The following is a 23,379-nucleotide window of genomic DNA, read 5'->3' on the forward strand; positions in this document are numbered from 1 at the left end:
CTCAGCGGTACATGGAGACCAGTCTGGAAGGACTTACCCCCAGAATGTGCAGGATGCGAAGAATGGTATTTTTCAGGGCGCGGGAAAACGGAGCATCGCCGTAGCGGCGAGCGGAAGTGCATATTTCAGCCTGCAATATGACAATCTCGCGGCGTGACTTTTTGATGCTGCGGAAAAACTCAACGTCTTCCATCAGCGGTATTTCAGGGAACCTTCCTAGTTTCAGGAAGGTATCCTTTCTTATGAATATGGCCTGATCGCCATATGGTACGCGTTCGAGTCGGGAACGCAGGTCGGCGATGAAGGCAATGATCTTCAGCGCTGTGGATCCCGTTTCAAAAGAAAGTTTGAACGCACCGGCCGTAGACGCAGGTGCTCCCAGGGCTTCAGTGATCAGTTCTGAAGCACCGGCAGGGAGTCGCGTGTCGGCGTGCAGGAAAAGCAGGATGTCACCGGATGCGGCATCGGCTCCGGCATTCATCTGTACAGCCCTTCCCGGGGCACTGCTTATGGTCAGGATGGTGCTGTCGTTGATTTCCCTGATGGTGGAACCGTACGGGGAACCGTCAACAACGATTATCTCCGACTGCGGGCAGGCCTGCCGTGCATTTTCAATGCAGTGGGCAATGGTATTCTGCTCACCGTAAACCGGAATGATGACGGATATTCTGGAAGCTGAACTCATGTCCGTTCCTTACCTTTTTCGGGAACAGGAATAAAGGGGCAAAGAACAGCTTTCCACATCATCCGATAATGGGCGTCAGTTTTCCCAATGCCGACATGTCTCCGGCGTATGGCTTTCTGCTGCTTTTCCGGTCTGCAGATACAAAAAAACCGCTTGTTCAAGCGGCGGTGAAGTCTTAACCTACGCGGCCAAACTGTTCTTCATCTTCCATGCGGCTCTGGCAGGAGACACAGAAGTGGGTGGTCGGTTTTGCCTTGATGCGGGCTAATCCTATTTCCTCTCCGCAATTCTGACAGATTCCGAAATCCCAGTGATCGACGCGGGCAAGGGTTTCTTCCATTTCGGTGATGAGCTGGCTTTCGCGGACCTGCAGGGCAAGGTTGATTTTCTGCTCGCTGATGCGGGAAGCGTACTCATTGTCATCTGCGCAGTTTTCCACTGCAGTCTGGCGAGACTTTGTGCGTTCCAGCAGTTCAGCGATTTTCTGTTCAAGGTGTTTTCTGATAATGGCTCTATGGGCTGAATTCATGACTAACCTCCAAAGTGAATGTTGAAAGCAGTTATTGAAATTTTGACTATGGGGCTTATACGACCGGCTGTCCGGAAAATGATCTCGGTCCTGTGACGGTACGGATACAATTCGATGACCATGCGCAATGCGTAAAATAGCGGCGTTAAGGCTATGCGGTGACAATAAATGAAGACTGAAAAGTGCTGTTATCTTGAATATTGGGAAGGCAAAGGGGCAGAAAAAAATTACTCCACCCCGTTTCAGATTGAGGTGTTCGGCAGATATGTTGACCGCACTGCGGATATTCTGGATGTGGGGTGCGGGTACGGCAGGGTCATGCGCGAACTGCTCGGCAACGGCTATGCAAAGGTGCAGGGAGTGGAACCGTCTGTGTCTCTAAGGGACAGGGGGGCTGCAGGGGATGGCAGTCTTTCCATCGCTGCACTGGAAAATGGTCGAATTCCGTTTCCCGACAATTCATTTGACGCAGTCCTGCTTATCGCGGTCCTGACATGTATCCCGCAGGACGGGGAACAGGATGCGTTGCTTGCGGAAATCCATCGGGTCCTGAGACCGGGAGGCATCATCTACATCAACGATTTTCTGCTCAATACGGATCAGCGCAATCTGGACCGGTACGCAGAGTACGAGTCCGTTCACGGTTGTTACGGAATTTTCGAGCTGGAAGGCGGCGGGGTTCTGCGTCATTTTTCGGATGAAAGGATGACCGGGATGCTCAGCCCCTTTAAAACGGAAGAATATGAGAAGGTCATCTACACCACAATGAACGGGAATAAGTCCAACGGATTTTATTATATAGGGCGGAAGTAGCTCCGCATTCCATAACCTGGTTATTGGATAACGACGAACCAAGGCATTGATATAAAACTCCCAGTTACATACTGGCAGGTTCATTCCGGTTTGAGCGTAACCGTCAGCTTTACTGGTTGATTACCGGACGTTGTATAGGAAGTCGGTCACAGTCCTATTTCCTTATCCTTATAACTTGTGCCTGATTTGCGTTGAGCATTTCCCGTGTGCCGGTCTTGACCAGAGAGCGTTCAGAACCACCTCCGGTGATTACTGCTTCGGCTTCAGCTACTCTGGGATCGACGAGAAACGTTGCGGGGAACCCGAAAGATGGAGTTCCGCCGCATGGATAGCCAGTTTTCTCAAGAATTTCTTCCGGGGTGGCCAGTCTGGGCTTGTCGATTCCGAGGGCCTTTGCAACCCGGGAGGTGCTGGCCCGGTCTGTCCCACGGACGATAGCTACGATCAAATTATCTTCGTTTGCTACCATGCAGACATTTTTAACGAAATCTTCCGGAGTTGCCTGAGCTGCCTGTGCAGCCTCGGACACACTGTGGCAGGACTGCTCAAATACAAGGTGTTCTGCCCCGGGTACTGCTGTTTGAAGATATGCTTTCAGCTTGTTTTCGTATGTTTCCATTCTCGCTTTACTCCGCTCCCCTGATTTTTGAAAACAGTGCCGATAGGGCGAATCCGGCAACGCTGACGGCTATGATGGTCGCTCCCGACGACAGGTTCAGCTCGTATGAGAGCAGCAGCCCGCTGGTGCAGAAAACCATGCTCAGGATCGACGAAAGCAGCATCATGGTATGCAGTGATGATGTGCGGCTCTCGGCGATATGGGGTGGAATGGTCAGCAGTGCGATGACCAGGATCAGGCCGACCACCCGTATGACCATGACCACACTGAGGGCGATGAGCGCAAGCATGATGTAATAGAGGGCTGTGACCGGCACTCCTCGGGCTCTGGCAAATTCCTCGTCAAACGACATGGCCCAGAATCCTTTGTAGCAACTGAATACGACTGCAAGGACGATGGCCGCCAGCCAGCCCATGAGGACTAGGTCCGATTGCGGGGTAGCCAGAATTCCGCCGAAAAGATAGCTCATCAGGTCCACGTTGTAGCCGGGTGTGATGTCCAGCAGGATGATTCCGAGTGCCATGCCCGCTGCCCACATGACTCCTATGAAGGTATCGGCACGTTCCTTTACCCGCATGGTAATGAAGGCCATTAGCAGTGCCGAGCATACGGCGAAGGCAGCGGTTACCGGCAGCATGGGCAGCCCCAGGAAAAAGGCCAGCCCGACACCCCCGTATGATGCGTGGGCTATTCCACCGGAAAGCAGCACCACCCGGTTGACCACCACCAGCGCACCTATTACCCCGCAGATTATGGAGGCCAGCAGCCCTGCGATCAGCGCGTTCTGCATGAATTCATAGCTCAGAGCCTCAAGCATTCCAGTCCCCTCCGTTATCGTCCTCGGTCTCATCATGGAATTCCAGCACCCGGTGGGGCAGTTCGCCGTGGGTGATCAGTTCGATGGGGCAGGAACCTTTTTCGGTTTGTCCGTAGGCCTCGTCGAGCAGTTCGCGTGTGATTTTCGGCTGGTCGTGCAGGTGGACCTTGCGGTTGACGCAGGCCACGGATTTTACTCCCTGGCCCAGCACGGAAATATCGTGACTGACCATAACCACGGTCATGTCCTCGTTGAGCTCACGCAGCAGGCAGTAGAGTCCGCTTTTGCCGGCCTGATCGACACTTGCGGCCGGTTCGTCAAGGAGCAGCAGTTTCGGTTCATCCACAATGGCGCGGGCAATAAATACGCGTTGCTTCTGCCCGCCGGAAAGGTCGGACACCTTGCGGTCGATGTGTTCCAGCATACCGACCCGCTCAAGGGCTTTTTCCACGGCACTTCCGGACCCGTTCCCGAATTTCAGGCCGAATACGCCTTTTATTCCGGGGGAAACCTTGCCCATGAGCACGGCATCCCGCACCGTAATGGGAAAACTTGCCGAGACCGTAGTGTACTGGGGCATGTATCCGACCTGTCCTGCGTGTCTGCCCGGAGGAAGTCCGAGGATGCTTATGTTTCCCTGCTGCGGGGTCAGGAGACCCAGAAGAAGTTTGAGCAGGGTAGTCTTACCTCCTCCGTTAGGGCCGATTACAGCAAGGTAATCGCCTCTCAATATATCGAAGCTTACATCGTCTATGACCGTGTGCTGCCCGTATCCGAAGCTGACGTCACTGAAACTGATGACTTTTTCTGTATTCATAAATACAAATTCTCCGCCGTGATTGAATTGAACTGATCAAGTAATGCTATTCTAGTTGATAATCAACATGATAATCATTTGCAAAAAAGTTTATTTCAACAAAATTTCCAAAGATGATCCGCAGGCCGGAGTTTGTATTGATAACGGTCTGCCGGAGGATTACTGTAGGCGCTGACATAACATAACAACTTTAAAGGAAATTGAAAATGCAACTGTTTTTCGTGGGAGATTCGATAACTCTGGGCGTGAATGACCCGGATAGACTTGGCTGGACCGGACGGGTCTGCCGTCGCCTGGACCCTGAGGGGGACAGAATAACCGCATACAATCTCGGCGTGCGTGCCTCTACCACCAGGCATATACGGGAACGCTGGCGACAGGAAGTTTACGAACGGGTTGTGCGCGGGACAGGCAGTCTGCTTATTTTCAGTTTCGGCGCACCTGATTTTGCCAACGGGCTCAGTTCAGCGCAGAGTCTTTCCAATGCGCGCAATATTCTCGGATCTGCTTCCGGCGAACAGCGGGTTATTTTCATCTGTCCGCCGCCCATGCGGAACCCGCAGCGTGACAGCAGCACCAAAGAGCTTGCCGACGGTTTCGTGGAACTGTGCAGGGAACTTGACATTCCCTGCCTCGACCTTAATTACAGCCTGCGGCAGAACGGGGCGTATCTTGATGATATCGGCAGGGGGGACGGCGTCCATCCCGGAAAGGCCGGTTACGGGATCATGGCCGATATGGTTTATGATTTTCTAAGCCCTTTTGTTACTCCGCTACTCGACTGATCCATCCCACCCAGTAACACCGGCGGCCTGTTCCTGTTCCGGGGACAGGCCTTTTTTTATGGAGACCTCTCATGCGTTCTTTTGCCAGTGACAATTATTCCGGCGTTCATCCTGAAATCATGGATGCCATAGTTCAAGCCAATATCGACCACATGTCATCCTACGGAGCCGATCCCGTTTCCGCAGAAGCAGAAAAACTGTTTCACAATCATTTCGGTGAACAGGCCCTGATCTTTTTCCTGTCTACCGGGACAGCCACAAATACCCTTATCCTCAAGCATCTGACCCGCAGCTGGAACAGCGTCATCTGCTCGGACTGCGCCCACATCACCATTGACGAGTGCGGTTCCTGTGAAGCTGTTGCAGGGCTCAAGCTGCTGCATGCTGCCACTGAAAACGGAAAGATCAGCGTGGATTCCATTAAATCCCTTCTGGGTGATCTCGGGGATGTGCATCGCACCCAGCCTGCGGTCATTTCCATTACCCAGAATACCGAGCTCGGCACGCTCTATAGCATCGCTGAAATCAAAGCGATCTGTGATTTTGCGCATGAAAAAGGGCTGCATGTGCATATGGACGGAGCCCGCATTGCCAACGCGGCCGTGGCCTTAGGTGTTTCCCTGCGTGAAATGATCGTGGATTGCGGTGTGGATGTGGTTTCTTTCGGCGGAACCAAGAACGGCTGCATGTGCGCTGAGGCCGCAGTGTTCATTAATCCGGAACTTGGAAAGGGATTCGAATTTGTCCGCAAGCAGGGCATGCAGCTTATCTCTAAAATGCGTTATGTGGGTGCACAGTTCAAGGCGCTGCTCACTGACGATCTCTGGAAGCGCAATGCCGCGCATTCCAACTGCATGGCCGCAAAGCTGGCCGAACGGGCCGGAAAGATCCCCGGTGTTCAACTTACCCGGCCTGTTGAAGCAAACGGTGTGTTCGCCATCATACCGCGCGAAATTACCGCGGAATTGCAGGCCGCATATCCTTTCTATGTCTGGAATCCCGCAATCAACGAAGTCCGCTGGATGACTTCCTGGTCCACGACAGATGAAGATCTGGACGGATTCTGCTCCGAGCTTGAGCGGCTTCTTAAATAAGAACCCTGTGTGTTACCCCCGACAGTTCTGCCGGGGGCAACCTTTACGAACTCTGCCCGTTAGACCGCGACTTTTTCGTCCCCCTCGCAGCGGTCATGGGCATGCGGGGCAACTTTGCGGTGATACTCAAGGTAGGCCGCAGCTTCTTCCTTGCCCATGAATTTATTCAGGCTGCGCTGCGAGGTTTCAAGCAGATCCACTACGATCAGTCCGTCGAGGGCATTGCCGAAATCCGGGTCCACGTTAAACCCGGCCAGTCTGCCGCCGAGTTTGAGATAGTGGCGCAGCAGCACCGGAATGCCGTTGCCCCCTTCTATGTCCTGAACAACTTTTTCCAGCTCGGCCGGATCGGAGAATGCGGTTCTGGGCAGAGCCTTCTTCCAGTATTTCAGCTTCTTGAATTTCAGCGGTTTTGCCGGGGAAATCAGCTCGGCGAGGTCTTCCCGGCAGCTGCCGCACATGAGCGATTCGGCGATGACTTCGCGGGAGAGTTTTTTGTAGTCGTTGGAAATACTGACGCATCCGAACAGGTAACGGTATTTGGGATTTCTGCTCAGGTAACCGGCAATTCCTTTCCAGAGCATCATCAGAGAGTAGTAGTTGCGCTGGTATTTGGAGCGAATGAATGAACGGCCGAGTTCCAGAGCAGGGTTTACGGCATCGAAGAAAGCGGGATCGAAACGGAAGAATGAATGACTGTACACCCCGTCCAGCCCGAACCTGTCGATGAGTTCGTCAGTGCGGGCAAAACGGTAGGCTCCGGCAATTTCCGCATTCTTTCTGCTCCAGAGGACAAGGTGGATGAAGGTGTTGTCGTAGCGGTCCATGTCTACTGCCTTTCCGGTTCCTTCCCCGACCTTGCGGAAGGTCTTTTCCCGCAGCCTGCCTATTTCGCGCAGGATGAATGGACAACGTGCGGAGTGGACTTCGTGCACTGAAAATTCACTGTTTTCTGCCAGCATGCTTTCCGGGCCAAGGGCTTCAAGCTCGGCCATTATCCTGTCACGGCTGATTTCCTGTGACAGCGGTTTGTCCTTTTTCTTGAAAACAGGCAGGGCCGGTTTGCTTTTCTTGAAACGAGTGCGCAGGGCATAGGTACGGAAACGCAGGTATTCGATCAGTTCCCGGTTATCGTCAAATCTGCTCAGGAGTTCGCTGGGAATGGTGTTGCCCACGGCAAATTCCACCGGACCCGACTTTTTCTTGAGATTCTCGCGCGGCAGCAGCACCGTGCGCAGGCGGGGATGAAGCATGCCCATGGCCTGAAACAGGGCGCTGTTGCGGCCGTTGAAGAATATCGGTGTGGCACTTGCTTCGGTCTTTTTGATTATTCCGGCCACGGTCGGGCTCCATGCCGGATCTTCGACCTTGCGGTCTTTTATCTTTAGGCTTGCGACTTCACCGGCGGGGAAGACGGCAAGCAGTCCTCCTCCCTTGACCCATTTCATGGCCTCCTTGAGTCCGGATATGTTGCCGCGCTGGGAATCCCTGCGCCCGAAGGGATCAACGGCAACAAGGTGTTCACGCATTTCCGGGATCATTCCGAGCATGAAGTTTGCCATTATCTTAACGTCCGGGCGGACGGTCATCAGCATTCTGAGCAGGAAAAGTCCTTCCACAACGCCGAAAGGGTGATTTGCCACGACAACAGACGGACCGCTTTTGGGTATCCCGCTCAACTGGCGTTCGTCGAGTTCTGTATTCACGCCGAGCAGTTTCAGGGACTTGCTGATGAAGTCCGTCTGACCGTCCCAGCGGTTTTCATCACAGGCAATGCTGTACAGTGAATTCAACCGCGGCAGACAGAGCAGGCTGGACAGCGGCTTTTCAAATATGGAGAACAAGGTCCCCCTGAAGGGGTCTTCGAATGGCGAACTTAAACGGAAAAGTTCCGGACATCTTTCGTTAACCATGGGCACTCCTGCTTTAGATTTTTTGATCATCAACAGTACCCTGTGTCCAGCGCGGACGTGTTACCCCGCAGTTACATGTGCTTTACATTTTGTTGTAATGCACGCTTGTATAAATAGAGTAATCTATATATATGTGTGTTAAAAAAGGGGGGGCAAGCCTCCCTGTTGTTCTATTTTTAATTGCAAAACTTTAAAAATAACTACTGAATAGTTCCAAGATCAGTTTTCATATGCCAGTGTTCGCTTGGGATAGGGATGCAGAAGCTCTTCTGCGCAATATCAGCACAGAGTATCAGTCCCTTGGTATTTTCATCCCAGAAGACCCGGTCAATGAAAAATGCAACTGCCTGCGAATCAGTCAGGCTTTCCGGACGGCTGCCGGGCATGAAGCGTTGCATCACTGCGGTAGCAGCTTTCTTCAGGGTCAATACGGCGTTGCTGGAAATTGCCACGTCCTGAAAATCGAGTTCGTGGAGGATAGTTCTTTCGCCACCCATTACCTGAGCGATCTTGACTCTTTCCTCAGTCGCTTGGGGATTGTGAAAGGTATTCATGTTCTGCCTCCTGATGCTGTTACGAGATGCAAGTACTTGTTCACATGCAAAAGACGAACCGTTTCTTGTTAACAGTATACATTATCGCTAGGGAAAGTACAAAACAATTATTTCAAAGAGTCGCCACATGGAAAACAATTACTTCGGTGCCCGGGTTACAGGGGATGGGGAATTTTATTTCAGGATCTTTGCCCCACATGTTCAACAAGCTGAAATAGTGATTGAAAGCAAATCCGGAGGCGCTCTGGAGATGGCCCCTTCCGCTCTTGGTTTCCATGAAATCTCACTACCCGGAGTAGGCGCAGGAACTCTCTAATCGTATCGCCTTGACGGACAGAAAAAAATGCCGGATCCGGCTTCGCAGAGGCAACCGGAGGGTCTTCGGACGTCATCTGTCGTGGTCGACCATCATATTCTTGACTGGAAAGGGGACAGTTTTTCCGGTCTGGACATCAATAGGCTGCATCTGATGCCTGTCAGCAATTTGACTCTTTTTTACGGCTCAGTTTCTCAGCAGTAAGTATAACCTGTTTGAGGTCAGGGCCTTGAATTCCGATGCCCGTTTCATTTACAGGGGCAGGGAATTCCAAGCTGTCTCTCTCAGACATTGCGTGCTTTAACCTGTAATAAACGTAAGTTAATCCGGCCGGTCCTGCCGGTGGAAAAGGACGGTTACGCGCAGGATGTCCTGTATACTGGCTACACAGTCGTTTACATTGTTTCTTTTATCCGGTGTTGATTTAACCTGACTGAAATTAACCCGGCTTTACATCTCCCCCCTTGCTCTGCAATATGGTATGACGTAAGTCTTCCTCCCCTACGTACTCATTCCAGCAGAGCAAGGAGTTTTCTATGAAGCGTTCAAGCGGCGTCCTTTTGCATTTTACCTCACTGCCGGCCAGATTCGGTGTCGGCGACCTTGGCCCGGCAGCGTACGATTTCGCAGATTTTCTGGCCGAGTCCGGGCAGCGGTTTTGGCAGGTCCTGCCCATCACGCCAACAGGGCCGGAACTCTGCAATTCTCCTTATTCAGGTTTTTCTGCCTATGCCGCCAATCCGCTGCTGATAAGCCCGGAACTCATGGTCGATTACGGGCTGCTGGATTACGAGGATATCGTCGGCAGCACACTCCCTGACCGGGATCATGCCGATTTCACAGCTGCTTCGCGTGTAAAGGACGAGCTTCTGCGCAAGGCTTTCACCCGAAAAGCCAACACTCTGCTTGAGGATCCGGTCTTCAATCAGTTCCTCTGGGACAATATGCACTGGGTAAATGATTTTGCCCTGTTCTCCGCTCTTAAGAAGCATTTCGACAATGCACCGTGGACGGACTGGCCCGAAGACATCCGGGATCGGCATCCTGACGGGCTGCGGCACTGGGGCGAGAAGCTGTACCGAGAAATACTCTACACCAAATTCTGCCAGTGGGTATTTTTCCGCCAGTGGGGACAGCTCAAGGATCACCTTGATGAAATCGGTGTTGAACTCATTGGTGACGTGCCTATTTATGTCACCCACGACAGTTCCGATGTCTGGGCGAATCGCCGGATTTTCAAGTTGGACGAGAAGGGGATTCCCTGCTGCGTAGCCGGTGTTCCGCCGGATTATTTCAGTAAGACAGGGCAGCTCTGGGGTAATCCGGTTTACAACTGGGATGTTATCAAGGCTGAAAATTTTGGCTGGTGGGTCAGCCGGATGAAGCACAACCTCGGACTTTACCACTGGGTACGGCTGGATCATTTCCGCGGTTTTTCCGCATACTGGGAGGTTCCTGCCCACGCTGAAACGGCCATGGAAGGATACTGGGTGACGGCCCCCGGGCATGATTTTTTCGAAAAGTTGTCCTGCGAAGAGGGCTGCCTGCGCATCATAGCCGAAGACCTGGGACACATCACCCCGGACGTAATCTGGCTCAAGGATCGGTTCCAGCTGCCGGGCATGAATCTGCTTCAGTTCTCGTTCGGCAAGGATATCGGCTATTGCGGCGATGCCCTGCATAACCACAAACGCAATTCGGTTGTCTATACCGGAACGCACGACAACAATACAAACCGCGGCTGGTATATGGATGATGCAGACGAAGTCAGTCGCAAGCATCTTCTTTCCTATCTTGGGCGGAACTGGCTGGATGAATCAAAGGTGTCGTGGGAGCTTATACGGCTGCTTATGTCCAGCGTGGGATGTCTCTGCGTGATTCAGGCTCAGGATCTGCTCGGCCTTGATGGAAGCGCAAGGATGAATATTCCCGGAAAAGCAGACGGGAACTGGGGCTGGAAACTTATGCCGGGGCAGCTTACGCCGCTTGTCCGTGAAAAACTCGGAGAAATGACCGAACTTTTCGGTCGTACAAGCAAGATTGACTAGTTCTTTTCTTTGATGATGGATGCCTCCGGCGGCTTAAGGGGAAGGGGAGCCCCCCTTTTCCAAAACCAAAAGGGGTCTCCTCTTCCCCTTAAGAATCCACATCCCCTCTACCCAAACGCTTTTTATTAGTGCTTGGCGGGGGGACTATGAGTCGGTTGACGCCGACAGGTGGGTATTTAGTTTTATCAAGCAATAAAATGTTAAAATCCGCCATATCTGGACAGATATGGCGGATTTGTTTGTGTCAAATGACAAATTATCGAGTTCTGTGGCGAAGCCTCGCTAAATAAGTTTGGGATTCTTAAACCCTTTTCAAAGGGTTTAAGCCCCCGGAGGGCCGCCGGAGGCATCAAAAAAGCTTATCCGGTAAAACGGCAGGCAATGGGCATTCTCCAGCCGGTGCCGAAAGCTCGGGAGGTTATTTTCAGTCCGGGAGCTGCCTGTTTGCGTTTGAATTCGGAAAATTTGATCAACCGCAGCACGTAGCGTACTGTTTCAGGGTCGTAGCCGGTTTCGGCGATGATTTCGCTTTCCGCCAGGTGCTGTTCCACTCGCAGCTCGATGATGCGGTCGAGAATATCATAGGGCGGCAGGGAATCTTCGTCTTTCTGGCCTGGGCGCAGTTCTGCGGACGGCGGTTTTTCGATGATGGGTACAGGGATGATTTCACCGCGTCCCTGTTCGTTGAGCCAGCGGCATATCCGGAATACAAGTGTCTTGTAGAGGTCGGAAATTACGGCCAGTCCTCCGGCCATATCTCCGTAGATGGTGCAGTAACCGACGGCCAGTTCGCTTTTGTTTCCGGTGGTGACCAGCAGTGCGCCCATCTTGTTGGAAATGGCCATGACCAGATTGCCGCGGATGCGGGACTGGATGTTTTCTTCGGTGACGTTGGCGGGCAGTCCTTCAAATGTTGGTGCCAATGCCAGCTCAAATTCCTTCATCAGGTTGCTGATGGGGATGGTGGTGGAATTGATGCCCAGATTTTTTACCAGCGAGATGGAATCGTCCACGCTTCCTTTGCTGGAGTAGGGTGAGGGCATGAGCACACCGGTCACATTCTCCGGTCCGAGAGCTTCGGCGGCCACTGCGGCGGTCAGGGCGGAGTCTATGCCGCCGGAAAGACCGAGTACCACCTTGGTAAAGCCGGTTTTCGAGAGGTAGTTGTTCAGTCCCAGAACCATGGCCCGCCATGCTTCGGATTCCTCGCAGAAATCGTCCTCTTCAATTATGCCGCCTGAACCGTCTGTATTTACTATGACGACATCCTCGGCAAAGCCTTTACCCCTTGCGGACAATTTCCCGTCCGGGGTGACAGCGCAGCTTCTGCCGTCAAAGACAAGATCATCGTTTCCGCCAACCTGGTTGGCATAGAACACCGGAACGCCATATTTGGCGGCTATATCACCGAGCAGCTTTTCACGGGCAGTCTGCTTGCCGATATTGAACGGGGAAGCGGAAAGGTTGAGCAGCACATCCGGTTCAAGTTTCATAATGTCCGGAATGGGGTTGCTGCCGTACCGTTTGTGGGAGTTTTCTTCGCGGTCATTCCAGACATCCTCGCAGATGGTCACTCCGAAACGCACCCCATTGAACTCGAAATGGTTTATGCCAGCGGAAGGCTCGAAGTAGCGCTGTTCATCAAATACATCGTAGGTGGGCAGCAGCCATTTGTAGAAGACTTCTGGAGCGGTGTCGCGTTTTATGAGCCATGCGGCATTGCGCAGGGGATTTCCGGTACGGTCGTGGTTCAGGTCCACGCCTCCGACAAGAAGGGCAATTCCTTCGGGAAGTCGGCGGGACAGTTCGGTAACTGCGTCCCGGCACCGGGTGACGAAATCCGCATTGAGCAGAAGGTCACGCGGCGGATAACCGGTTATGGCCAGCTCGGAGGTTATACACAGTTCCGCTCCGCGGGCGGCGGCCTTCGTCACGCCGTCAAGGATCAGGCGCATGTTTCCTTCAATATCACCGACGGTCAGGTTCAGCTGCAACAGGGCTATTTTCATAGGTTCAAGACCTTCCTCATATTTTCTGATGGGCATTAAGTAACGTCTGCACGGAGGCTTGTCCATTAAATCGAAGCTGTTTCCTATTAATCAGAAAAGTTCTGTTGCAACGAATATGCTGCAATGCTAAACCGTTGTCTATATCCATTCCAAAAGTATCGAATAACAACGTATTGACCGGCAAGGTTTTAAAATTGTTTAAGATAGACAAAGTCCAGACTCGCATCGGCCTGCTAATCATATTCATCTCCCTCATTACATTTGTTATTTCCGGGGCATATGATTACAGCTCAATGCGTAACGATATGCTTCAGGAAATCAACGAAAAAGCTGACGGGCTGGTGGAAAGGCTCTCGGAGTCTCTGATTACTCCCTTGTGGAACGTTGATCAGGCGGCCATCAACCGTATTATCCTCTCCGAAATGAATGACAAGCGTATCAAGGCGATTCTTGTCACCGAGGATAACGGGCAGAATGTTTTTGCGGGCAAGATCCGCGATGAGGACTGGAATCTTGCTGATTTCAGCGAATGGCCCAAGGGCAAGCTCATCAAGCGCAAGGCTGAGATAACCATCATGAATCAGCCCATCGGTGCTGTGGAAATCTTTCTTACCCCAAAATTCATTGAAGACGAGCTTTACCACTCTCTGCTCAATTCACTGCTCAGGACAATGTTTCTGGTGGTGCTGCTCATGGTCACCCTGTTTGTAACTATGCGGCGAATTCTCATCACGCCCATCATCAAGCTTACCCAGACTGCCAGACGTATTTCAGTTGATAAAAACTACAGCGCGCGGGTCAACTTCAAGTCGCAGGGAGAGATGAAAACCCTGCTGGACAACTTCAACAACATGCTTCAGCAGATTGAGGAACAGGACCAGAAACTCAAGGAATACAGTGGCCAGTTGCAGGAGAAGATTTATCAGAGCAACAGGAACCTTGAGAACAGCTACCGGGAATTGAAACAGATCAACCGGGAACTAGAACACGCCAGGGATGCGGCAGAGGCTGCATCAAAATCCAAAAGCCAGTTCATGGCTAATGTGAGCCATGAGATTCGTACCCCCATGAACGCAATTATCGGTATGGCCGACCTGACCATGGGCACGGAACTTACTTCAAAGCAGCGCGAATTTCTGAAAATTATTGTCAGCTCCGGTCGGGTGCTTTTGCGCCTGATCAACGATATTCTCGATTTTTCCAAGATTGAGGCCGGAAAGCTTACTCTTGAAGAGGTCAATTTCAATCTTCATCAGCTTATCCACGATGTTTCGGATCTGTTTGTCGACCAGATGGTTGCCTCGAAGACCGAGCTGGTCATTGACATCCGCCCGGACGTTCCGAAGAGGATCATCGGCGACCCCTTGAGGCTGCGACAGGTTCTGATCAACCTGATTGCGAACGCTTTCAAGTTCACCCACCAGGGGGATATTACGGTAACTGTTACGTCGGATATGGTGGCCGGTAAAAAGGCGGAGATCGTTTTCGCTATCAAGGATACCGGTATCGGAATTCCGGAAGATATTCAGCCGCACCTGTTCGAGGCCTTCAAGCAGGCTGACGGTTCTACAACACGCAGGTACGGCGGTACCGGGCTGGGCCTGACCATATCAAAGCGTATTGTGGATCTCATGGGAGGGAACATCTGGGTCAGGAGTAAGCCGGGTGAAGGAAGTTCCTTTTTCTTCACCATAGTTCCTGAAGTGGCCCCGGACGCTTCGGCAACGGATTTTTCCCTGCCCGAAGCTCTTCAGGGGGCTTCCGTTCTTGTCGTTGATGACAATCTTGCCGTCAGAAGTGTTGTCTCCCGTTACCTCAGGCAGTTCGGGCTCAAGCCTGTGGCTGCGTCCTCGGCCGAAGAGGCCTTCGAAATTCTGGATAACAGGTCTGAAGGGTCTTTCAAACTCATGCTGGTCGACCTCAGACTGCCGGGCATGGACGGGGATGAGGCCTGCAAGCGCATAAGGCGTAAATACTCGGCCAAGGAACTGCCGATCCTTATGATAACATCGACGGAAGTGGATGAGGCTCTTGCCAAGGCCAACGCGGCCGGAATCAATAAGCTTATGGCCAAGCCTATTCGTCAGGCACCCCTTTTTGATACTATCCTTAATATTTTCGGGTATGAAGTTCACGCGGACTACATTTATGAACCAAGTCTGCAGATTGAGGATGAATTCAAAGGCTTCAGAGCCCTGCTGGTGGAGGACAACCCCATAAACCAGCAGGTGGCGGAGCAGATCCTTGCCCCGACCGGGCTTGAACTGAAGTCGGCTATGAACGGGCGTATTGCAGTGGACATGCTTAAGTCCGATTCATACGATCTGGTGCTGATGGATATTCAGATGCCGGAGATGGACGGGTACGAAGCCACCGGAATAATCCGTAATGAACTGGGGCTTAACGATCTGCCCATTATCGCCATGACTGCACATGCCATGCGCGGTGACAAGGAAAAATGCCTGCTGGCCGGCATGGACGATTATGTACCCAAGCCGGTTGACAAAAATCAGCTTATCAGCACTATCCGGGTCTTTCTGCACAGAAAGGGAATGCAGCCTTCGACTGTCAGCAAAGCAAGTCCTGAACAACCACAGCAGGTGGAAGCTGCCCCGCAGGATAAGTCAGGAATAATTGACGTCGGCGAAGTTCTGGACAGGATCGGCGGAGACATGGACATCCTGATGAGTATTCTGAAAAATTTTGAAGAGTACAATGCTGACTTCTGCCAAGTGATGCAGGGACTGCTTGCCGAGGACAGACTCAAGGAGGCTGGGGATAAGGCCCATACTTTAAAAGGTTCTGCAGCCAATATTTCGGCCATGGGTCTGTCTGCAGCAGCCCTGAGCCTTGAAAAGGCCTGCAAGTCCGACCTGAAAGAAGAGGCTGTTGGCGCGCTTGAGAAGACCTGTGAACAGTTGGAATTACTTGCACAGGCTATCAAGAAACTTGCAGCTGAGTGCTCCTGATTTGTTCGCGGAGAGGACAATTGCGGCAGCAATGCGAGTGATGTTTCTTGCCGGAATTATACAAATTTATAAAGTTGAAATAGTTTCATAAATGAGGCAGAAATTCATTTCCAAACTGTCTGTTAAAAAAGGAATTCACATATGGCTTTAATGTTCGGTTCGCCCAGCCGCAAAGAACGCATGTCCGTGGAAGATGCCAAAAAGGATCAGCGGCTTGAAATGGCCCGTAACCTTTACCTCGGTGGCAGGGTAAAGATTGTGACTACGGAGATGGTTCCCAATCGCGAGGTTGTCGGAACCTTCGGGCTTATTGTCTGCAGAAGCTACAATTTTGATAATGCGTTTTATGGGCTGATTGCACAGGCCATTGATGCCAATGCAGATGCCATCCTATGTTACCGCGAGTCGGTTTCGTTTCATCCAGAGGGAGACAAGTTCTACTCCTGCTACGGCACAGCCGTACGCCTCAAGAAAGTAAAACAGTAATGTTCAGGGCGATACCGGGGTCAAATAATTCCAGTATCGTCCTCCATCTGTTCCGCACACAGTTCCAGCCAGTTGACCAGCCTGTTGGAGTATCCGTGCTGTTCAAGCCATGTCGCATCCAGAAGATGCGGAGCGTAATCACTGTTGCGTACTCTCAGTTCGTGGTCGAATGAATTGGCAACATGCACTGCTACCGACGGGCTGAGGTCCGTGCTTCCCAGTTTTGCCGGCTCATGGTGGCAGTATACTGCCTCTACCACATCTTCATTAAATCCCCAGATAGCCAGCAGATAGGCTCCCACTTCCGCGTGTGTAAAACCGAGAATATCCTTTTCCGCATCCTGGATCGGAATGTTGTCTTCCCGGACTACACCAAGGATCATGCGATATTCTTCCGTGTAGGCGGTAGCCAGCACCAGCTTGCCGATGTCGTGCAGAAAACCGGCCAGAAAGGCGTGCTCGACCTGTTCACTTCCGGCGTTTTCAGCTTTGGCTATGGAGCGGGCCAGCAACCCGGTGTACTGGCAGTGTCTGCTCAGGGCTGCAATTGAAAAATCAATGTTTTTTGAAGCGCTTGCGTTGAACAGGTACATGCCGACAACAATCCCTTTCAGTGCATCCAGACCAAGCATTGTGACGGCCTGTTCAGGATTGTTTATTTTGGAGAAAAGACCGAAGAAAGGAGAGTTGACGATCTTCAGGATTCCGGCCGTCATACTCATGTCTTCGCTGATTATGCTGCCGACAGCACTTATCGATACATCCTCTTTCCTAAGCTCGTTTTCCAGCCTGAAGTAAAGATCTGGAAGGGTAGGCAGTTCTTCAATGGCGGCAATGGCTTTAGCCGCACGCTCATTAAGAAAGATGTTCTTCAGGCGCAGGCATTTTTTAATTTTTCCGAGAAGTTCAGACGGATTGTACGGCTTGGTTATGAACTGGTGGGCAAAGCTTACATAATCAATAAAATTTTCAGCGCTTACATCCTCAGATGTGATGAAGCGCAGTGCTCCGGGCTGCTGGGCCTTGATCAGCTGCAACAGTGCTCCCTCTTCAAACCCGGTCATGCGGATGTCGGTGATAACTATGTCGAAAGGTCTGGTCAGGATGTGGTCGCTGGCTTCATCTGCATTGCTTGCAAAACAGATGTTCCAGCGTTTCTGCAGGGGGGTAAGCTGCTTGGACAGAAGCTGAAGCTGTTCCGCGTTCTCATCAATGAAGAGAATGTTTTTTGATTTGCCCATCAGGTTCTCCTTCAGTCTTCAAGTCTTTTCTGCTGACATGCGATCTTCGGCTTCTGCTTGATCTTATCATGGTGCAATGCTTTTGAAAATGTCAATCAGCCAGAAAAACCGTGAACAAATTATAACAGGCTCGGTCAAGTAACATTGTTTTGGGCTGAAGAATTGAAGCGAAGTGTGTTCGGGAAAGAGTTGGAGCGCTTTCGCACATGTCTCTCTAAGCCTTTTTGGCGGGGACGGCTATCCCGTTTTTATATTGAGGGACGTTCAGGGGTATAAACGCAAATGTCCCCCGTTCCGGTCATTCGAAACGGGGGACATTTGCGTTTTTTATTTTTTTATCAGCACGTAAGGTCGGTCTGAAATGAACTGTTCATTGATGACCTGTATGCCTTCGGGTTTGTTTTCCCATTTGTCATAGTATTTTTTCTGCATGACCAGAATAACACTCTCCTTCTCGTTCAGGATGGACTCGATCTCTGCAAGGTCGCTGGTCTCGTGGATGTCGGTTCCGGCATAGTATGAGAATATACCGGAGTAGATCTTGTGGGCCAGCGGGTAGCTGCCCTGCTCCACGTACTGTTTCATGAGTTCGCCGGTCTGGCGGGGGCTCATTAGCGGGTCGAGGGAAGGCAGGGTGTAGAGGGCCAGCGGCTGGAGCCAGAGCACCATTGTGACCGCCATCATCAGCAGCCCGCGTCTGGCGCCTGATTTCTTCAGGGCCAGAAGTCCAAGTCCGCCCAGTCCCAGAATCAGCACAGTGAAACCGATTCCGCGCAGGGCGAAATCAAAGGGGAAGAATGCTTCTGCAAAAGGTGCGGCAACGGCGATGAGCAGGTAGACACCTGCAATCGCGGTCCAAAGCCTTTTCGAGTTGATGACCGGATCGGCACCGTTTTCTCCGAGCAGTCCTTTTGCTGTCAGCACCGCCAGCGGGGCGAACAGGGGCAGGATGTAGATCAGTACCTTGATGCTCAGGCAGGAGAGCAGCACGAAGCCGCTGATGAACATGATCCAGGCCCAGTCGCGTCCGTCGGTGGACTCGGCTGTCCTGCAGGCGAAGACCTTTGTCCAGTGATCCGTGGTGAACAGTTTTCTGATCGGCAGGGCGAACAGGGCCATGGTCCATGGCAGCCATGCCAGCGGAAAGGCGATCAGGTAGTACTGGAAGGGTTCCTCATGGTGAAAGGAGCTTACCGCACGTTCGTATATCTGTTTGTAGAAGATGTTGTGGATGAAAGAGCTGCCGTCAACAATCAGTGCACCGATGATCCATGCCACAATAATTGCCAGCAGTACTCCGACCCCCTTGAGCAGGTTCCTGTCCTTGAGCAGACGGACCCGTTTTTTCCAGCCCAGAAAGCAGACCGAGGTCAGAAGCGGGAAGATAAGCCCCAGCGGACCTTTGGTCAGGGTGGCGATGCCCATCAGCAGGAAAGCTCCGATAAACCATCTGGCTGTGTCGCGGCTGTGAAATCCTTTGTACAGGCAGATGTTCGCCCAGATGATGAAACTGCCGAAGAGCAGGTCCATGCGTGAATAATGGGCGATGCCGACAAAGAAAATGTTGGTCAGCAGCACCAGTCCGGTGGCAAGGGATGTTTTCTTTCCACAGCCCAGAGTTCTGGCAAGGGCAACGGTTGAGATCAGGAATATTGCCGCAGAAACAGCGGACCCGAGGAAGAATACCGCGCTTCCCTCCGCCGGGGTGACGGCATCGATAAGGGACAGGAACCAGAAATATACCGGCGGCTTGTCCGGATAGGCCACCCCGTTAAGGTACATGACCAGCCAGTGCCCGGCATCTTTCATCTGGTGGTAGACGTTGGCATAGCGGACTTCGTCTGAGAACCACAGTGAGCGGTAGTCCATGGTGAAGATGGATTGCAGGAAGAGAAGGGATAGGACGGAGAGCCAGGGATGGTCCTCCATAGTGTCCCAGATGAGGGACGGTTTTTCATAGCGCATGTGATCAATCCTCTTTTGAGAAAAGGTGAATAGCCAGCCCTGCCACGGAGCCGATCATCCATCCGCAGAGAACATCGCTTGGATAGTGCCAGCTCAGGTAGATGCGGCTGAAGGCCACTGCTGCGGCGAACAGGCCCAGCAGCAAAGTAAGCAGGAATTGCCGGTATCTGAAAACAAGGGGCATGGCGGCCCCGTAAATTTCGGTTGTATGCCCGGAAGGCATGGAGTGGTGCACCCCTCTGGTGGACCATGGATGGAAAAGCCCCCCTTCGTCCGGGCGCGGCTTGCCGATGGCGATTTTCATGAATCGCACCAGCAAAAGGCTCACGGTCAGCTGTACCGCCAGAAAGACGAGCGCGAATCTCAGGCGCGACGTGGAGGTCTTGCGCATCCTGATTCCGGTGACGAGAAACCACAGGTAAATCGGGTAAAAGACCGCGTTGCCCCAGTCTGTGAGAATCCGGGCGAATGCTTTCAGGTCCGGGTTGGCCGCAGCATGTTCCCTGAACCATGCGCTGGCCTCAACCTCGCTGCCGAAGTTGAAATGGACAATGCCCAGAATCAGCAGCAGGGGCAGGGAGCCCAGTATGAAATGGCAGAGAGTTGGGTATCTGTATATGAACGCGGTCAACTACTGATCCTCGTCACTGTCTGATTCGGCCTTGGGAGGCACGTCTTCGGGGAAAGGGTCCGCAGTGAACTTTTTCCATGTTTCTCTGTCCGCACCCAGTTCAGAGAGTACTTCGGAAAGCTTCTCGCCTTCCATTTTCCAGTATTTGTAACTATGGTCCGGGCAGGAAAATGGAATGACCAGAGTCCCGTCTTCCGTGAAATATGGTTTGTCTTTGTTTTGCTCGCTCATGGGCACGGTTTACACTTCGCGGGCGCGGTGTTCAAGTCAATACTGGGTATTTAAGCTAAGCGGATGTTTCTTTCCCGGTTGTGTATTTCTGGTTTGTGAGTTGGAGAGCTGTTTCTGAAGGGATTCTATGGTAGATATGAGCTAAATTGGGATTACACGATATATTTGTCTTTAATCGATGGTGGCTTAATGCCCTATCTTACCGGCTATAGTATAGGTGGATATGTTGTGATGATTTTAGAATGGGTAGCCCAAAAGGGCTACCCATGTCTATTTAGAAAGGATTGCCGTTGTTAACAGGGAGATATGACGTTGTTACTATTCCTTGGTTTTTGTTGCGTAGTTCACAGCTTCCGATAAGTGCATTCTTTTGAAATTGGTCATTTGAGTTCCATTCAACAATGGCGTGAGCATATGTGTAATATGGAGATGCTGGAAAATGCAAAATATAGCATCTTGTTGAGTGTGGAGGAATTTCAAAAATACCTGGGCCGTTTAATATTGTTATCCAGTTCGTTCCTCCCTTGGCTACAAGAGCAGCAGCACCTAAATCTTCTCCTTCAGAACCATATACATTGACTTGACAGTTGACAGAAGTACTCGAAGTGTTTGTCAACATTATATATGGCAAACTCCATGTGTTGGAGTCTGTATAGTAGTACATGATGCCAGGTATGGTTGCACTGCCTTGTGCTTTAAAACCATTAACAGCCATAGCCTGCCCACTAAAAGCCACAACAAACAAACAAATTGCCATAATCCTAAAGAAACGTTTCATGAGCTCTCCTTAAAACTTATGTTTAAGTTATTTTGATTTTGACAATCATGTAGTCTGGATTTAAGTTGAGGTCAATCTATAATTGTTTACTGATGTCTGTTTTCGTTACTAAATTGGAAAACCCCTGCTGCGGGCAGATACAGCAGGGGTTTTCACGGATGATGGATTGTTTTTTTGAAAATTATACTTCCGAGTCCGACCCTTCCTTTCAGGCGGCCTTTTTCCTCTCATTTACGCACAGGCAGCGGTCCATGTGGCGGACTTTCTTCAGCGTCTTTTTGATGACCTGTTTGTAGTGAGACAGGTCTTTGGGCTCGTAGCTTGACTTCGCCCTTGCCAGTCCGGCTATATCCAGAATCTCGTTGTAGAGATAGGGCAGGTAGAGCGGGTCCTGACGGATAAAGAAATACACTTCATGCATGGCCTTGTGGATTTCGACCTGATTCGCCGAGTGCTTGCGGAAAAGCTTTTCCATCCGCTTGGTCACACGGTTCAGCGAAGTTGTCCATTTGGGGCTTCTGGCTTCGAACATGGGGAATTCCTTGGGAACTCTGGCCATGTTCATGGCGGTCTTGAAGTAGTCCATGCGTCCCGGGGCGGAAGACAGAAGTCCGTCCATGTGAACCTTCTGCAGATCCACGTTGCGGGCTCCCTCAATTACCGCACAACCTCCGTAAAGATTGAAGATCGGGGTGGAGATCTTCTTGATGTCGTCTTCCATTTCCCGTTTGGAGGACATGTACTGGATGGTTGAGGTAATATCTTCTCCATCGGCATTCTTGAGATTGACGATGATGCCCTTGTTGTACATAGCACCTGAGTTCTGGTGTCCTGCCGCGTGTGAGACTTTTCCCTTCCATGCGAAATCCTGTCCGACCAGAAGTATGTGATTGAATCCGCACCAGTCCAGAAAACGTGCAAGGGTGACGCTGACGTTACTTCCCGCGTCGAAAACTTCTTCATGCTGGTTGAGGGCGAAGGTGCCTAGTCCACCCATGGTCCACATGGGGATGGTGGGTCCGGGGTATTCGTCCAGAACCTTCTTGTCCAGCTTTGTGGAATAGATGAGCGGAATGTCCTTGGCCCACTCCTTATCGAGCTGCTGGTAGACGCGGGCCATGGAGGCGTTGTAGTCGATGCCGATGCAGAAGTGGGGCTTTATGCCTGTTTTGTGAACTGCTGGGAGACCCTGAAGCGAGGTTACATAGACGGCATGGCCGGGATTTTTGGCCAGCTCGGGTCCGAATTCACCCAGTGAAGGACCGGCGCCGAGGATTACCGCGCCGAGCCCCTTTCCGGCTCCTTTCAGGGGGCTGATGCTGCCGTCTTCAAGAATCCGGGAAAAGTTATCCAGCTCGTTGCCGACCATGACGTCCTGCTTGAGTCTCAGGGTGGTCATCTCCACTGAGAAGGATTCCATCTTGTTGCGGATTGTCGCGGCCCAGCGGGCGTATTCCGGTCCGATCTGCTGGCTGGGCAGGTCGAGCCTCAGATATATTTTACCGTATACGAATTGAAGGTCGAGTTCTTTAATGATACTCATCAGTGAGTTTTCGTCGACAGTGCAGAAATGGAGCTTGCCCTTTTCCATGAAGGGCCGGTAGTCGGACTGCCCCAGACAGGCCAGCAACATCTCGGGATTGGGTTCCGAGATGATTACCTTATGGGAGTCGGGGGTGCTCATGAGCACGTGGTTTACACCGTAGCCAACGTTGCAGCCGACAATAAAGGTCGCGCTGGTTTCAGCCTTTTCGGTTACCTCCCAGCTCTTGTAGATCATGTTGGGCATGACAGCTTCGAACAGTCCGCTTCCGTTTTCCATTTTCCAGTCGAGAATATTCCACTTATTCTTGAAGAGTGAGTTCTTAAGCTTCTCTTCGTCAATAACCTGACTGCTCAGCCAGGCGTAAAAGGGCGGGTTGTATGTTGCAAGTGCTTCGATGTTGTCTTTAAGAAAAGGATAAGCTGACATTGGTTCCGTCCTTGGCAGACTGTTATTTTCATTGGATTCTGAAGCGTACCGGGTTCATTCCTTATCCCGGCCTTGAAACGCTGCACTGATCTTCTCTCTGCCTTCAT

The 23,379-nt window shown here is 51.7% G+C and carries 20 protein-coding genes and 1 pseudogene; 7 read left to right on the top strand and 14 right to left on the bottom strand.

Features of this window, described 5'->3' with window-relative positions; all coding sequences use genetic code 11:
- Window position 1: 1 nt before the first annotated feature.
- Window positions 2-685 carry a TIGR04283 family arsenosugar biosynthesis glycosyltransferase gene (locus N7E73_RS13730; protein ID WP_432735439.1) on the bottom strand — a complete coding sequence of 228 codons (684 nt, stop codon included), beginning with the start codon at window positions 683-685 and terminating at the stop codon, window positions 2-4.
- Window positions 686-860: 175 nt separating this feature from the next.
- The gene (locus N7E73_RS13735; RefSeq protein ID WP_432735441.1) at window positions 861-1,214 is read right to left on the bottom strand and encodes a TraR/DksA family transcriptional regulator; all 354 of its coding nucleotides are present in this window, start codon (window positions 1,212-1,214) and stop codon (window positions 861-863) included.
- 168 nt (window positions 1,215-1,382) lie between these two features.
- Between N7E73_RS13735 and N7E73_RS13740 the strand changes: the two genes are divergently transcribed.
- Complete coding sequence (locus N7E73_RS13740) at window positions 1,383-2,027, top strand: class I SAM-dependent methyltransferase (RefSeq protein WP_432735442.1); 645 nt, start codon at window positions 1,383-1,385, stop codon at window positions 2,025-2,027.
- Window positions 2,028-2,181: 154 nt separating this feature from the next.
- Here N7E73_RS13740 and N7E73_RS13745 read toward each other — a convergent pair whose 3' ends face one another.
- Genes N7E73_RS13745 through N7E73_RS13755 form a run of 3 tightly spaced genes read right to left on the bottom strand, consistent with a single transcriptional unit; the run spans window position 2,182 to window position 4,280 of the window.
- Complete coding sequence (locus N7E73_RS13745; protein ID WP_432735443.1) at window positions 2,182-2,646, bottom strand: aminoacyl-tRNA deacylase; 465 nt, start codon at window positions 2,644-2,646, stop codon at window positions 2,182-2,184.
- A 7-nt stretch (window positions 2,647-2,653) separates the two neighbouring features.
- Window positions 2,654-3,463: a metal ABC transporter permease gene (locus N7E73_RS13750; RefSeq protein ID WP_432735444.1), complete on the bottom strand. Its 810-nt coding sequence runs from the start codon at window positions 3,461-3,463 to the stop codon at window positions 2,654-2,656.
- On the bottom strand, window positions 3,456-4,280 hold the full coding sequence (locus N7E73_RS13755) for a metal ABC transporter ATP-binding protein (protein WP_432735445.1): 825 nt from the start codon (window positions 4,278-4,280) through the stop codon (window positions 3,456-3,458). The genes N7E73_RS13750 and N7E73_RS13755 overlap by 8 nt, the downstream gene beginning before the upstream one ends.
- Window positions 4,281-4,486: 206 nt before the next feature.
- Between N7E73_RS13755 and N7E73_RS13760 the strand changes: the two genes are divergently transcribed.
- Both N7E73_RS13760 and N7E73_RS13765 read left to right on the top strand, forming a co-directional pair.
- Window positions 4,487-5,065 carry a GDSL-type esterase/lipase family protein gene (locus N7E73_RS13760; RefSeq protein WP_432735447.1) on the top strand — a complete coding sequence of 193 codons (579 nt, stop codon included), beginning with the start codon at window positions 4,487-4,489 and terminating at the stop codon, window positions 5,063-5,065.
- A 71-nt stretch (window positions 5,066-5,136) separates the two neighbouring features.
- Window positions 5,137-6,159 carry a threonine aldolase family protein gene (locus tag N7E73_RS13765; protein ID WP_432735448.1) on the top strand — a complete coding sequence of 341 codons (1,023 nt, stop codon included), beginning with the start codon at window positions 5,137-5,139 and terminating at the stop codon, window positions 6,157-6,159.
- 59 nt (window positions 6,160-6,218) lie between these two features.
- Here the strand turns inward: N7E73_RS13765 and N7E73_RS13770 are convergent, their stop codons facing one another.
- Window positions 6,219-8,072, bottom strand: coding sequence for a lysophospholipid acyltransferase family protein (locus N7E73_RS13770; RefSeq protein ID WP_432735449.1), 1,854 nt, complete (start codon window positions 8,070-8,072; stop codon window positions 6,219-6,221).
- A gap of 200 nt (window positions 8,073-8,272) precedes the next feature.
- On the bottom strand, window positions 8,273-8,626 hold the full coding sequence (locus tag N7E73_RS13775) for a hypothetical protein (protein ID WP_432735450.1): 354 nt from the start codon (window positions 8,624-8,626) through the stop codon (window positions 8,273-8,275).
- A gap of 127 nt (window positions 8,627-8,753) precedes the next feature.
- Between N7E73_RS13775 and N7E73_RS13780 the strand changes: the two genes are divergently transcribed.
- A complete protein-coding gene (locus N7E73_RS13780) occupies window positions 8,754-8,942 on the top strand; it encodes a hypothetical protein (protein ID WP_432735451.1) in 189 nt (62 codons plus the stop codon).
- A 509-nt stretch (window positions 8,943-9,451) separates the two neighbouring features.
- A pseudogene (gene malQ / locus N7E73_RS13785) lies at window positions 9,452-10,990 on the top strand (4-alpha-glucanotransferase); the annotation flags it as partial.
- A gap of 359 nt (window positions 10,991-11,349) precedes the next feature.
- Here the strand turns inward: malQ and N7E73_RS13790 are convergent.
- A complete protein-coding gene (locus tag N7E73_RS13790; RefSeq protein WP_432738872.1) occupies window positions 11,350-12,999 on the bottom strand; it encodes an NAD+ synthase in 1,650 nt (549 codons plus the stop codon).
- A gap of 194 nt (window positions 13,000-13,193) precedes the next feature.
- Here N7E73_RS13790 and N7E73_RS13795 point away from each other — a divergent pair, with 194 nt between their 5' ends.
- Window positions 13,194-15,968 (top strand): response regulator, encoded by a 2,775-nt coding sequence (locus N7E73_RS13795; RefSeq protein WP_432735452.1) that lies wholly within the window; start codon window positions 13,194-13,196, stop codon window positions 15,966-15,968.
- Window positions 15,969-16,109: 141 nt separating this feature from the next.
- On the top strand, window positions 16,110-16,454 hold the full coding sequence (locus N7E73_RS13800) for a hypothetical protein (protein WP_432735453.1): 345 nt from the start codon (window positions 16,110-16,112) through the stop codon (window positions 16,452-16,454).
- 20 nt (window positions 16,455-16,474) lie between these two features.
- Here N7E73_RS13800 and N7E73_RS13805 read toward each other — a convergent pair whose 3' ends face one another.
- The 6 genes from N7E73_RS13805 to N7E73_RS13830 form a co-directional block, all read right to left on the bottom strand.
- A complete protein-coding gene (locus tag N7E73_RS13805; RefSeq protein WP_432735454.1) occupies window positions 16,475-17,695 on the bottom strand; it encodes an HDOD domain-containing protein in 1,221 nt (406 codons plus the stop codon).
- A gap of 327 nt (window positions 17,696-18,022) precedes the next feature.
- Complete coding sequence (locus N7E73_RS13810) at window positions 18,023-19,660, bottom strand: glycosyltransferase family 39 protein (RefSeq protein WP_432735455.1); 1,638 nt, start codon at window positions 19,658-19,660, stop codon at window positions 18,023-18,025.
- A 4-nt stretch (window positions 19,661-19,664) separates the two neighbouring features.
- Entirely contained in the window at window positions 19,665-20,291 is a 627-nt protein-coding gene (locus N7E73_RS13815; RefSeq protein WP_432735456.1) for a phosphatase PAP2 family protein, read from the bottom strand.
- Window positions 20,292-20,522: a hypothetical protein gene (locus N7E73_RS13820; protein WP_432735457.1), complete on the bottom strand. Its 231-nt coding sequence runs from the start codon at window positions 20,520-20,522 to the stop codon at window positions 20,292-20,294. It abuts the gene before it with no gap.
- A gap of 274 nt (window positions 20,523-20,796) precedes the next feature.
- Window positions 20,797-21,300, bottom strand: coding sequence for a hypothetical protein (locus N7E73_RS13825; RefSeq protein ID WP_432735458.1), 504 nt, complete (start codon window positions 21,298-21,300; stop codon window positions 20,797-20,799).
- Window positions 21,301-21,508: 208 nt separating this feature from the next.
- Window positions 21,509-23,272 (bottom strand): motility associated factor glycosyltransferase family protein, encoded by a 1,764-nt coding sequence (locus N7E73_RS13830; RefSeq protein WP_432735459.1) that lies wholly within the window; start codon window positions 23,270-23,272, stop codon window positions 21,509-21,511.
- Window positions 23,273-23,379 lie beyond the last annotated feature (107 nt).

Source organism: Maridesulfovibrio sp. FT414, assembly GCF_050916235.1.
Lineage (GTDB): Bacteria > Desulfobacterota > Desulfovibrionia > Desulfovibrionales > Desulfovibrionaceae > Maridesulfovibrio.